Here is a 13,438-nt window from a genome sequence, read left to right on the forward strand (position 1 = left end):
AGAAGTGAAACGCCGTAGCGCCGATGGTAGTGTGGGGTCTCCCCATGCGAGAGTAGGACACTGCCAGGCATCAAATAAAGCCAAGACCCCATGCCAAAAGCGTGGGGTTTTTGCTGTGTGCGAAACAGTGAAATTACGCGTTATAATGATGATTAAAATGGTGAGGCTAAGGTAGGTTAGCAACGCGTCCACACCAATGATGGCGCGGCTCGAGCCTATATGGAGCAGGCAAAACGGTATTTTTTACTGGTTGCCTATTCTCTTCGCCGCGGACATTTGGTCATCAACCTTAGAAGCTTCACTTTTTGTGATAGATATTCTCCTCTCCTTATTGTTTTGTTCGTCGCGGCCGCTGAGTAAGGAGACTGTGGGTATAATCGATCACCGGGAGAAGCGGTATGACGGCATATGGTTATGGTCCTGCACGATTAATTCATATCACATCGATAAATGAGGTATCGACAAAAAATTTCGCCCCACAGATATTTCCCTTTCATAATTTTCTTCCATACACTATTCACTCTAATAAATTTGAGCTAATGACTCTGCTTTGCCATCAAGTGTGATCCCAAACCTCATAATATTTTTATTTCGACTGTTTTTATAACATCCGCCACAGAAAATAAGTGCTATTACCTTAGAGTCATTTCATACAAAATGAAATGTAGTTTTGATTGTGAGGTTTAAATGAATGGAGCTGCTTTCATCAGTTCGATGCTATTAGGCGTAATATTTACTGCAACGACAGTACAAGCGAGCCCTGTGGCATACCAGAAAGAAGCAATTACTGAAAATAACTTACCTGTATTTTAGCCACAGTTGAAACAGCAGATGACTTATCAAAGCTCATGGCTGGCAGGAAAATACACAGGTTTTTCTCTATGGCGGAGTGATACCAAAAAAATTTTAAGATAGGTACTACTACTCCGGATTCAACTATTACATTTTCTGCAGAGAAGGCTGAGCAACAAGATCGCGGTAGCTACATAGCTGAAAAAGTTGCCCTTAATATCACCGATGAAAGCAGTGTTCTGGGATTGTTATTAACACCTAAAACGGAAGAGGGCCACACCCGGCGATTGCTTTATTGCACGACCATGGCTCGAAGTTTGATATTGGTAAAGAAAAAATGATCCGCCCTTGGAGAGATAGCGCAAAGCTCACTTCTGCACAGGCTTGGTCCGATAAATTTTTCAGCGGAAAGTTTGTTGGCGATGAGCTGGCAAAGCGTGGCTATGTAGTATTTTCCATTGATTCTATTGGTTGGGGTGATAGAGGCCCAATGAGTTATGAGCGACAACAAGCTTTAGCCAGTAACTTTTTCAATTTGGGGCGCTCGCTTGCCGGTACGATGGCATGCGAACCGTCGATTTTATGACAACGCTCCCGTCGGTTGACCCTAAACGGATCGGTGTGCTTGACTTTATCTATGGGGGCATATCGTGCGTGGCAGTTGGCTGCGTTGTCCGATCAGGTCGCTGCGACAGCCGCTATATCGTGGTTTGGTAACTATCAGGGATTAATGACGCCGGATAATAATGTGCTGCGTGGGTAATCCTCTTTCTATATGTTCCACCCTGGCATAGCGAGTAAGTTAGATTTTCCTGATATTGCTAGCTTGGTAGCACCCAAGCCGATGCTACTTTTTAGTGGTGGAAAAAGATAAGCTATTCCCCGCGCAAACAGTGGATCAAGCTTACGATAAGGTTCATGCCATCTGGCGTTCACAGAATGCGGAGCCGCGGTAGCTGGCCAACTCTTGGGCATGTCTTTTATCAAGAGCAGCAAGATGTGGTTTTTTTTTGTGGCTAGGCCATTGGCTAAAATGATTAGCCCCAGCCAGAAGGCTAGGGCTTTGCCAGCAGTATGTAGGCCCTAATGGCCTTTTAACCTGTAAATATTATCAGTGAGCGCCACCTTTAGATGCCCCCAAGCCGGTTTGTGAACGGACAAACTGTGATTTGAATAGTAACCGTTCCTGTTTGCCGGTTTCTGAGTTATCCGTGATTGAGAAGAACCAGGTGCCGACGAACGCCGCTATCATTGAGAACAATGCAGGGTATTCATACGGATAGATTGGCTTTTCATGACCAAGGATTGTTACCCAGATCGTAGGGCCTAAAATCATCAGGATCACTGCCGTTGATAACCCGAGCCACCCACCGATCATTGCTCCACGGGTTGTCAGTTTATCCCAATACATTGAGATGATAATAATTGGGAAGTTACAACTGGCAGCAATGGAGAATGCTAACCCGACCATGAAGGCAATATTCTGGTTTTCAAACAAAATCCCCAAACCGATAGCGACAATACCTAAGATGATTACCGTGATTTTGGATACTCTCAATTCATCCCGTTCATTGGCTTTGCCTTTCTTAATTACGCTGGCATAGAGATCATGAGATACCGCCGATGCACCGGCTAATGTCAAGCCTGCCACTACAGCCAAAATGGTTGCGAAGGCAACTGCTGAGATAAAGCCTAAGAAGAAGCTCCCCCCAACAGCATTAGCCAAATGGACCGCAGCCATATTGTTACCACCCAATAATGCCCCAGCAGCATCTTTAAATGTCTGGTTTGGACCAACGAGTAAGATCGCGCCGAATCCAATAATAAAGGTCAATATATAGAAGTAGCCTATAAATCCTGTGGCATAGAACACGCTTTTACGTGCTTCTTTGGCATCGCTTACAGTAAAGAAGCGCATCAGGATATGAGGTAAGCCAGCAGTACCAAACATGAGGGCCAAACCAAGAGATAAGGCTGATATCGGGTCAGATACCAACCCTCCTGGGCTCATGATGCTGAGGCCTTTGGGATGAACTTTAACCGCCTCACTGAATAACGTATTGAAGTTAAAATTAACTGACTTCATGACCATAATAGCCATAAATGTGGCGCCAGACAGTAGCATGACCGCTTTGATTATCTGTACCCAAGTGGTTGCTAACATACCGCCGAACAGGACGTACAGCACCATCAGGATACCAACCAGCACGACAGCGACGTGGTAGTTCAAACCAAATAAAAGTTGAATGAGTTTACCCGCCCCCACCATCTGAGCGATCAAATACAGGGCGACAACGACTAACGAACCACAGGCTGATAATGTCCGTATGGGCCTTTGTTGCAAGCGATAAGATGCAACATCGGCAAAGGTATAACGCCCCAAATTACGCAGGCGTTCAGCGATTAAAAATAGAATAATGGGCCAGCCGATTAAGAAGCCGATGGAGTAAATTAAACCGTCGTAACCGGACGCATAAACCAATGCTGAAATACCGAGGAATGATGCAGCGGACATATAGTCCCCAGCGATTGCCAAACCATTTTGAAAACCAGTAATCCGCCCACCGGCAGTGTAATAATCTTGCCGGGAGCGAGTACGTTTTGATGCCCAATAGGTGATATACAAAGTTCCGCCAACGAACAGCAGGAACATGACGATCGCCTGAATATTGAGGGGTTGGCGATGGACCTCACCGGTAAGTGCTTCCGCCTGTGACAGCGTAGGCAAAACTAATAAAGAAAGAGCAGACCAATGGCGGATCTTCATTGCTTCACCTCACGAATGATTTCTGCCGTCAGACGGTCAAACTCGCCATTAGCGCGGATAACATAAATACCTGTAAGAATAAAAGAAGTAACAATTAATCCCACGCCGACAGGAATACCACGAGTGACACTAGAACCGGTATATATCGGAGTACCGAGCCATTGTGGTTCGAAAGCAATAAGAAAAATGAAACCGACATACATCGTTAAGGTGATTAATGACAACAGCCAGGCAAAGCGGCTGCGTTTTTTCACCAATTCTTGGAAACGCGGATTATCTTCAATCTCTTGATAAATGCTGTCATTCATCAGAGTCTCTCCTTTGAGGCATCAATTAAGTTTGCCGCCCACAGGCGGCACAATTTACGACGGTGTCTGCATTGATTGTTTTTCTTCTAGTAATTTTTCTACTACGCTTGGATCGGCCAGTGTTGAGGTATCTCCTAAGTTGCTGGTATCCCCTGTCGCAATTTTGCGCAGAATACGGCGCATGATCTTGCCTGAACGGGTTTTGGGTAATGAGTCTGTCCAATGCAAGATATCGGGTGTTGCGAGTGGGCCAATCTCTTTACGTACCCAGTTGCGTACTTCGGTATATAACTCTGGTGTTGGTTCTTCACCGTGATTTAGCGTGATATAGGCATAAATAGCCTGTCCTTTAATATTATGTGGCACGCCGACAACTGCCGCTTCGGCAATTTTTGGGTGTGCGACCAGCGCTGATTCAATTTCGGCGGTCCCTAAGCGATGGCCTGAAACGTTGAGTACGTCATCGACTCGACCGGTTATCCAGTAGTAACCGTCTTCGTCACGACGTGCGCCATCACCACTGAAATACATGCCTTTAAAGGTTGAGAAGTAGGTTTGTTCGAAACGGTCATGATCGCCAAATAATGTTCTGGCTTGCCCTGGCCATGAGTCAGTTATGACCAGATTACCTTCTGCTACCCCTTCCTGAGGATTGCCCAAGTTATCCACCAACGCGGGTTGTACCCCAAAGAATGGACGAGTTGCGGAGCCGGCTTTCAACTCGGTGGCACCCGGCAGAGGGGTTATCATGAAACCACCGGTTTCAGTCTGCCACCAGGTATCAACAATCGGGCATTTACTGTTACCGATCTTGTTGTAATACCATTCCCAGGCTTCTGGGTTAATCGGTTCGCCGACCGACCCCATAATACGTAGTGATTCGCGTTTGGTTCCTTCGATAGCTTTGTCACCTTCGGCCATTAAGGCCCGAATAGCTGTCGGCGCGGTGTATAGAATATTGACTTTGTGTTTATCAACAACTTGGCTCAAGCGATTGACGCCAGGGTAGTTAGGCACACCTTCAAACATTAGAGTGATGGCCCCACAAGCCAGTGGCCCATACAACAGATAGCTGTGCCCGGTTACCCAGCCAACGTCTGCAGTACACCAGTAGATATCGCCAGGGTGATAATCAAAAACATATTTGAATGTCAGTGCAGCGTAAACCAGATAACCGCCAGTCGTATGCACAACCCCTTTAGGTTTGCCGGTAGAGCCAGATGTATAAAGGATGAACAATGGGTCTTCTGCATTCATCTCTTCTGGCGGGCAGTCAGCGGATGCCTCTTTGATCAGGTCATGCCACCATACATCGCGCCCATCTTTCCAGTAGCTAGCATTACCAGTACGTTGGAAGACCACAACATTTTTAATATTGGTGATCGCGGGGTTTTTCAGTGCTTCATCGACATTCTTTTTCAGTGGAATAGCACGGCCGGCACGGATACCTTCATCAGCAGTAATCACCAGTTTAGAGTGAGAATCGATGATACGCCCGGCAACTGCCTCTGGAGAAAATCCACCAAAGATAACGGAATGAACAGCGCCAATGCGCGCACAAGCCAACATCGCCACGGCAGCTTCAGGCACCATTGGCATATAGATGGCGACTACATCGCCTTTTTTGATGCCTAAACTTTTTAGGACATTAGCAAACTGGCACACATCATGGTGCAGTTGCTTATAAGTGACGGTTTTTGATTGATTAGGGTCATCACCTTCCCAAATGATGGCTGTTTGATCACCACGCTCTGCCAAATGGCGATCGAGGCAATTCGCCGCGAGGTTCAATGTACCGTCCTCAAACCAGCGGATACTCACATGACCGGGGTCAAAGGAGGTATTCTTTACCGTTTTGTAGGGTTTAATCCAATCAATGATTTTGCCTTGTTCGCCCCAGAATTCATCAGGGTTCTGCACTGATTGTTGATAATAATGTTGGTATTGTTCTGGGGTAATTAGGGCATTCTCTGCAATTGCAGCTGGAATAGGATGTTTATGTATTTGGCTCATCGTCATTCTCCTTGAGGTTGTTAATAATATGTCAAATAAAGGTTAATTATAGTATGAGGGAGTGTTTTGTTTCTTTTTTGGGCGGCAGATCACGTATAAAAGATGTTGATTTAGTGACATGACTCAATGTACTGCGTGGTGAATCGATATCTTAATGATAGTCAGAAGGGGGAGTACTAAGGCAATAAGTGGACGGAAAATTACCTATCCGCATTTTGGGAGTTGATATTCTGATATTGAGCGCAGAGTTAAAATTAACTGAAGTAATTTATAATTATTAAATAATTATTGTTTTAGTACCACTCTATAATTAAAGTTATTACGCTATTATAAATTTAGTAACAAAAATTAAAATATGGAGATATAAAATCACATCTTCATATTTATTTTATTATCTGATTGTTTGTCGAGAATTTTTTAAAAAATGTTTTTAGTTGAGAAATATCTTAAGTGAAAGGGGTCGTGATGACTTTGTAATTTAACAAATTAAAAACATAATGAGTCAAAAAACAAAACATAATTAGTATTTATACAGTAATTTAATTTTACCTATTTTTTATCCCTTCTGGCGAAGACACTATTTGCAATGAGTGAGTTTTACTTTTTAGATAACAAATGTTTACTGAAAATGAAAAATTCATATGGCCGAAATTATCTATCATCATAATGTGGGCATAGTGTAAACAATACTTGCAGAAGGGCATCCAGAAATGATACTGATTTATAACGTGGACGGCTGGCGGGAAGCTGAACCATATGTTCTATCAACTATAGCCCGTATTTAATGATTAAGTATTTTATTCTAGATGCTTAGTTTCTTGCATTTTATGGAATGCTTTGAGGAATTTTTAGGGTATGAAAAGTATAAAAATAAGTCTGGCATGGCAAATACTCATTGCACTGGTGTTAGGCATTTTGGTTGGTGCAATTCTGCATAATCAAATTGAATCCAGGGAGTGGTTAGTTAGTAATATTCTGAGTCCGGCGGGTGATATATTTATCCGCTTAATTAAAATGATTGTTGTACCGATTGTTATTTCAACGTTAATTGTCGGTATTGCGGGGGTCGGTGATGCGAAGAAACTGGGGCGGATTGGTCTAAAAACCATCATCTACTTTGAAGTTATCACCACGATTGCCATTATTATCGGTATTACTCTGGCTAATGTGTTCCAGCCAGGGCTGGGTATAGATATGTCTGCATTAACCGTCGTTGATATCTCTCAGTATGAAAAAACCACTGAACAGGTACAAAGCGGTAGCCATAGTCTGGTTAGCACTATTTTGTCGCTGATCCCAGCCAATGTCTTTGCCTCAATGGCGAAAGGCGATATGTTGCCGATTATTTTCTTCTCAGTGTTGTTTGGTTTAGGGCTGTCTTCATTGCCAAAAGAAACCAAAGAACCACTGTTGAATGTGTTCAAGGCTGTTTCTGAAAGCATGTTCAAAGTCACTCACATGATTATGCGTTATGCGCCTATCGGGGTGTTTGGCTTGATCTCGGTGACCGTGGCTAATTTTGGTTTTGCCTCACTTATCCCTCTGGCTAAATTAGTTATTCTGGTTTACGCCGCGATCCTGTTCTTTGCTTTGGTCATTCTGGGAACGGTGGCAAGATTATGTAAGCTGCGTATCTGGATATTGATTCGCATTTTGAAAGACGAACTGATTTTGGCATATTCCACCGCCAGCTCTGAAACAGTCTTGCCGCGTATTATTGAGAAAATGGAGGCTTATGGCGCACCAAAAGCGATTACCAGCTTTGTGGTTCCAACGGGTTATTCATTCAACTTAGATGGCTCGACATTATATCAGAGCATTGCGGCTATCTTCATTGCACAGTTATACGGAATCGAATTGTCTATTGGGCAAGAGATTATTTTGGTTCTGACATTGATGGTGACCTCGAAAGGGATTGCCGGTGTACCAGGCGTATCCTTCGTCGTATTACTGGCAACTTTGGGCAGTGTGGGTATTCCATTGGAAGGTCTGGCCTTCATTGCGGGTGTTGACCGTATTCTTGATATGGCCCGTACGGCGCTGAATGTGGTGGGTAATGCATTGGCAGTATTGGTTATCGCCAAATGGGAAAATCAGTTTGACGATAAAAAAGCCAAGGCGTATGAAAAAGCGTTGTTTGCGGCAGAGCCGACGCCAGCGAATCAAAGCTAATATCCTGCGTCTTTGGTGCTACAGCGCAGTATTAGCGAGAGCCTAATTGGAAAGCAATAGCCTGATTAGAATGTGACCTAGCGAATAGCAGAATAGTATCTGCCAGCTCCCCATCAGAGTCATACTGATGGGGAGCTTTTATTTGTCGCAACATAAGTAATAAGTAGCTCGATGGCACTAGGCATTCAAGCCTAAGCGATATGACCAGTGAATAAGTTCTACAACTTTATGTACATCCAATTTCTTCATCATATTCAGCCGGTGTGTTTCGACGGTTTTTTGGCTGATAGAAAGCTGATCAGCAATAACCCGATTACAAGATCCCTCGGTGATAAGTTTTAATATCTGCCGCTCGCGGGGTGTCAGAATCGGGGGAGTATTAGCGGATTCTTGAGCCAGTTTTATTACCATAGAGGCATCAAGGGCAGGGTCGATATAACGTTTACCTACTGCGACTGTTTGAATCGCTGCCATCAGGATTTGCTGGGGACTTTTCTTCAGCACATAACCCAAGGCTCCACTATTTAATGTTCTGCTGGCATAGTGTTCTTCATTGCGGGCGGTTAATGTCAGGATCTTCATGGCTGGCCAACGGCGAAGCAGTTGAATGATAACATCAAGGCCATCCATACCAGGTAATCCTAAATCCAAAATTACCATGTCAGGTTCAGTTTGGTGACACAAGTTATATACTTCAAGTCCATTATCAGCTTGGCCTACAACCATGTAACGTGGGTAGGCGGCCAGCATATTTTTGATGCCATGAATAATGAGTTCATGATCGTCGACAATCAATAATTTGGTATTCATTCCGTCATTCTCTTTATTTAACCATAAGGGACTGGCCCTGACTGATGATAAACGTGGATTCGCATGTAATGAGTGGCTGTAGCAGCACATGAATTATTTCATCAAGGTGAATGATGTCTTGCTGTGTCAGCGTTTCATGAGTGTCGAGAGAGTGTTCTAATTGAATGACTGCATCTTGTAATTCAATGAGCCCAGCTTGCCCGGCACAGCCTTTTATGGTGTGAAGCGTATGGGATAATTCGGGCAAGTTTTCAATAGTGTCTTTGGCCTGTTGAATTAATCCTTGCAGTGACTGATAAAGTTTCAGGGACAGGGTACTGTCCGCGAGATCCAGTAATGGTTGAGGTTCAGATAGTTGTGGTGATAGAACGACTCCACGTTCAAGCTGGAATTGCGCGGTCAGATCTAACATTTCAGCCAACTGGCCGAGGGTAACAGGTTTGGAAAGGTAGTGGTTCATTCCAGCCTGACTGGTTTTGATTTGCTCATCTGGGCTGGCATTGGCACTCAGGGCGGTGATCATGCAGTGGCTATCAATGTTCGCCGGATCATGACGCCAGAGTGCCGTGGTGGCTAGCCCGTCCAGTTCAGGCATTCGAATATCCATTAGCACTAAATCAAAACTGTGTTGACGTCCAATTATCAGTGCGGTTGTACCACTGTCTGCTAGCGTGACCTGATGCCCCAGTTGCTGCAACATCATTCCGGTAATATCGCGATTAGTTTCTGAGTCATCAACCAGCAGAATACGCATCTGCCAAGGTTGCAGTGGGAGGTTCTTGACCGACTCTGTCTCTGAACCTTGTAGATATTGTTTCAGGTTGGCGTATAGCCTGCCGGGTAAGTAACATAATGCGTTATCCACAAAGTACCGTGATGGCTGATTGGGTAACTCTGGCTGGCAGGTCATGCCCCATGCTGATAATTGAGCATGTAAGCATCGTGGTGCGGATAACTCGCCATGAAAAGGTACTGGCGGTGTGATTGTACTGAAGGGAAGATATAATGAAAAACAGCTACCCTGACCCGGTTCACTGAATACTGTCAGGTGCCCTCCCATCATTTTGGTCAGGTTATCTGCGATAGCCAGCCCCAGACCGGTTCCTTGTTCATGGTCACTGGTCTGCATAAAAGGTTGGAATATTGTTTGCTGATGTTGCACGTCAATACCACAACCTGTGTCCTCAACGGTAAAACAAAGCGTTTGGTTTTGACGCCTGACCTTGAGTTGAATACAGCCCTGCGGTGTGAACTTAACAGCATTACCCAATAAATTAACCAGAATCTGTCTTAAACGCAGTGTATCCATCTCAAGTTCCAGTGGGATATCGGCACTGACAAATGTGGATAGCGCTAATGACTTACTCAATGCCTGGCTATGAATGGTTAACATCGCTTGATCCAGCAAAGGCAGTAGAGCCGTTTTTTCCAGCGACAGTGTCATTTGTCCTGATTCAATACGTGAAAAATCTAACAGGTTGTTGATGATTGCGAGCAGTGACAACGAACACTGGTGGGCCGTTTCCGCTAACCTGGTTTGCCCAGCATCTAGTGGTGTATTTTGTAATAATTCAACGGCCCCCAACGTACCGTTGAGCGGTGTACGGATTTCATGGCTTATCGTGGTCAGATGGTCGCTTTTACGGCGGTTAGCCTGCTCAGCAGCTCGCTTGGCTTCTGCCAGAGCCAGAGTGCGCTCCTTCACCTTCATTTCCAAGGTGTCATATTGTTCGTTCAACGTATCCAGTAAGTTGTTATAAGCGCGGGCAATATGCCCTAATTCATCTATTCGGTTTATGGGAAGTCGGGGTTCCATTGCCTGTGGCCCGGTAGCGCCAATGATATTGATGAAATTCCACAAAGGGATCGCCAGATAATATCGCAGCAACAGTGACAGTACTGACGTGAGCAATAGCAAAATAGCCAGAGCGAAAGGAAGTTGATATAAGGCGGGCTTCAGTGCCTCCCAGGCAAAGCCCATTCGTGGATAAACAACTAGTTGCTGCCAACCCGGCCCTTTCAATTGGGTACGTAATACTAAATAATCGGGTGTTTGCTGCCAGCCATCGTGTAATTTACTGTTTTTGAGTTGATTAAGAATTTCATGTAGTTGATTTGATGATGTTGCTTGCTGAGAAATAGGTAATAATTCACCATTCTTATCCAACAATAAATTAATGTCTCTTTGCTCGACAGGGTGATTATAGGCGACGAGATCGTTCAGTTTTAAGGCGAAGCCAGCCAAGGTGCCCGCTTTATCACACGCCGCGACAGAAACATGCCAGCCACCTTGAGGCGTATAGGTGGGCACTCCCCAATAGATATTATTGTGAGTAGGGAATTTTGGGAGCAAAAATAAATCTTTGCGCCGTTGATTCAGATAATCACTCGATGATTTTTGGGGTGGGAATAACACAATTCCCTCTTTTTGTTTGATAATGAAACTGTCGAGATAATACGTTTGTCCGGCTGTGCCATACGCTTGAATTATCCACAGATCATTTTTGTGTTGATTAATATTGCAGCTATCCAGATTAAAAGGAATATAGTGGCTGTCATAATGTTTTATCGATATTTCAGGCAACGGTGAGGTGTTCTGGAGGCTTTCTCGTCGGCTTATTAACGAGGTTGCATCACGTTCAGCTCCTTCAAACTGGTGATTACTTAAGTCCGCCCGCATCGATGCCATATGTGTTAACTCATTGATTAATCTTTGACGTGTATTTTCATATGAAAAAAATGCCGTTGTTGCGATTAATATTAACCAAATAACGGTTAGTGTGACGCCCAGTAATAATGTCAATCGAGTGACAAGTGATGATGCTTTATCCATAAAGTCACCTGATTTTTTTCTTCAGTACGCCATAGATGATAAGGGATATCAAGAATTACACTGATATAATTACTCATCGTTATAGATTCATTTAGCTCTATGAATCTGAGCGCTAATCAGGTCATGACCTTATTGTGGTCGCCAGATTATAAAGGATAATTATTCAATATCTCGATGATCGGTTTACGCCGAAAACCGTATTTAAATTTAAGAAATTATAAGTGGAAGTCGCTAATCTATATCATGAGAAAAATAACGGGTCTGATATTGCTGTTTTTTGCCACATTTTTGCCTTATGGGAAAATCTCTTATGGGAAAGTGATTCCTTGGCAAGGCGAGCCTTTTTTTATTTATAGCCGAGGTATGGCAGTCTCTGAATTATTAAAAGATTTGGGTATGAATTACGGTATTCCTGTGGTGGTCAGTGCGGAAATAAATGAGCACTTTACTGGGAAGATTAGGGATAAAACACCCGAAAAAATCCTATCGGAGTTAGCTGGGCGATATAATATAACGTGGTATTACGATGGTGAAACACTCTATTTTTACCCAGCTCAATCAATCAAGCGGGAGTTTATATCCCCCGATGGTCTGGCAGCAAATACGTTAGTTAAATATCTCCAGCGCGGTGACGTGCTGGCGGGGAAAAACTGTGCCATAAAAGCGATTCCCCATCTTGATACCCTTGAGGTCAAGGGGGTGCCTATCTGCATCGAACGCGTAAAAGCAGTAAGCAAAATGCTTTCTGAGCAAGTTCGTCACCAAAACCAAAATAAAGAAACAGTGAAAGTTTTCCCGCTGAAATATGCTTCAGCAGCGGATTCGGATTATCAGTACCGAGATCAAAACGTCAGATTACCGGGGTTGGTCAGTGTGTTACGAGAGTTGAACCAAGGAAATAATTTGCCTTTAGTGGGCGGTAACCAACCGGAAGGAAATCAAGCAAGCTCGCCGGTATTTTCGGCAGATCCTCGGCAAAATGCCGTCATTATTCGCGATCGTCAGGCTAATATGCCGATCTATCGCAGCTTGATTACCCAACTGGATCAGCGGCCAATTCAGATAGAAATTTCTGTCACTATTATTGATGTTGATGCGGGAGATATCAGCCAACTGGGTGTTGATTGGTCTGCATCCGCTTCTATTGGTGGAACGGGGGTCTCATTTAATAGCACCTTTGCCAAGAGTAATGCTGAAGGTTTTTCTACCGTGATTGGTGATACGGGGAACTTTATGGTTCGTCTGAATGCGTTACAAAAAAATTCACGAGCCAGAATTTTATCTCAACCTTCAGTGGTGACCCTGAATAATATTCAGGCGGTACTGGATAAAAACGTGACGTTTTATACCAAGCTGCAAGGTGAGAAAGTGGCCAAACTTGAATCTGTCACTTCAGGGTCATTACTGCGTGTGACACCAAGAATGATCGAGACCGAGGGGGTACAAGAGGTTTTACTTAATCTCAATATTCAGGATGGCCAGCAGCAAGCTTCTACCAATAGCAATGAGCCATTACCCGAAATACGAAACTCAGACATTTCGACTCAGGCCACGTTACAGGTTGGGCAAAGTTTACTTTTGGGCGGATTTATTCAGGACACGCAGATTGAGTCACAAAATAAAATTCCTTTACTGGGTGATATTCCTCTATTAGGTGGGTTGTTCCGCAGTACGGATAAACAATCTCACAGCGTGGTCAGACTCTTCCTGATCAAGGCTGTTCCGGTTAATGCAGGGGAATAA

Annotated in this window: 7 protein-coding genes and 1 pseudogene; 3 read left to right on the forward strand and 5 right to left on the reverse strand. The window is 44.1% G+C overall.

The annotated features are described in order from the left end of the window. Positions 1 to 831 precede the first annotated feature (831 nt). A pseudogene (locus AC971_RS24785) lies at positions 832 to 1,829 on the forward strand (dienelactone hydrolase family protein). Between the two features lie 74 nt (positions 1,830 to 1,903). Here AC971_RS24785 and actP read toward each other — a convergent pair. From actP to acs, 3 genes are read right to left on the reverse strand one after another with little or no spacing between them, the layout of a single operon-like run. Beyond that, positions 1,904 to 3,559: a cation/acetate symporter ActP gene (gene actP / locus AC971_RS17050; RefSeq protein ID WP_025382253.1), complete on the reverse strand. Its 1,656-nt coding sequence runs from the start codon at positions 3,557 to 3,559 to the stop codon at positions 1,904 to 1,906. Then, positions 3,556 to 3,867 (reverse strand): DUF485 domain-containing protein, encoded by a 312-nt coding sequence (locus AC971_RS17055; RefSeq protein ID WP_025382254.1) that lies wholly within the window; start codon positions 3,865 to 3,867, stop codon positions 3,556 to 3,558. The genes actP and AC971_RS17055 overlap by 4 nt, the downstream gene beginning before the upstream one ends. Before the next feature lie 54 nt (positions 3,868 to 3,921). After that, complete coding sequence (gene acs / locus AC971_RS17060) at positions 3,922 to 5,880, reverse strand: acetate--CoA ligase (protein ID WP_025382255.1); 1,959 nt, start codon at positions 5,878 to 5,880, stop codon at positions 3,922 to 3,924. Between the two features lie 855 nt (positions 5,881 to 6,735). Here acs and gltP point away from each other — a divergent pair. Continuing rightward, positions 6,736 to 8,052 (forward strand): glutamate/aspartate:proton symporter GltP, encoded by a 1,317-nt coding sequence (gene gltP, locus AC971_RS17065; protein ID WP_025382256.1) that lies wholly within the window; start codon positions 6,736 to 6,738, stop codon positions 8,050 to 8,052. Positions 8,053 to 8,229: 177 nt separating this feature from the next. On the opposite strand, the gene AC971_RS17070 is transcribed toward gltP, so the two are convergent. Next, positions 8,230 to 8,862 carry a two component system response regulator gene (locus AC971_RS17070; protein ID WP_025382257.1) on the reverse strand — a complete coding sequence of 211 codons (633 nt, stop codon included), beginning with the start codon at positions 8,860 to 8,862 and terminating at the stop codon, positions 8,230 to 8,232. A gap of 13 nt (positions 8,863 to 8,875) precedes the next feature. Then, positions 8,876 to 11,695, reverse strand: coding sequence for a two component system sensor kinase (locus AC971_RS17075; protein ID WP_025382258.1), 2,820 nt, complete (start codon positions 11,693 to 11,695; stop codon positions 8,876 to 8,878). 243 nt (positions 11,696 to 11,938) lie between these two features. On the opposite strand from AC971_RS17075, the gene AC971_RS17080 reads away from it, so the two are divergent. After that, complete coding sequence (locus AC971_RS17080; RefSeq protein WP_025382259.1) at positions 11,939 to 13,438, forward strand: EscC/YscC/HrcC family type III secretion system outer membrane ring protein; 1,500 nt, start codon at positions 11,939 to 11,941, stop codon at positions 13,436 to 13,438.

It is taken from the genome of Yersinia similis (genome assembly GCF_001053095.1).
Lineage (GTDB): Bacteria > Pseudomonadota > Gammaproteobacteria > Enterobacterales > Enterobacteriaceae > Yersinia > Yersinia similis.

Coding starts and splice junctions, on each gene's coding strand:
- acs (WP_025382255.1), bottom strand. CDS start 5,880: ATGAGCCAAATACATAAACATCCTATTCCAGCTGCAATTGCAGAGAAT.
- gltP (WP_025382256.1), top strand. CDS start 6,736: ATGAAAAGTATAAAAATAAGTCTGGCATGGCAAATACTCATTGCACTG.
- actP (WP_025382253.1), bottom strand. CDS start 3,559: ATGAAGATCCGCCATTGGTCTGCTCTTTCTTTATTAGTTTTGCCTACG.
- AC971_RS17075 (WP_025382258.1), bottom strand. CDS start 11,695: ATGGATAAAGCATCATCACTTGTCACTCGATTGACATTATTACTGGGC.
- AC971_RS17070 (WP_025382257.1), bottom strand. CDS start 8,862: ATGAATACCAAATTATTGATTGTCGACGATCATGAACTCATTATTCAT.
- AC971_RS17080 (WP_025382259.1), top strand. CDS start 11,939: ATGAGAAAAATAACGGGTCTGATATTGCTGTTTTTTGCCACATTTTTG.
- AC971_RS17055 (WP_025382254.1), bottom strand. CDS start 3,867: ATGAATGACAGCATTTATCAAGAGATTGAAGATAATCCGCGTTTCCAA.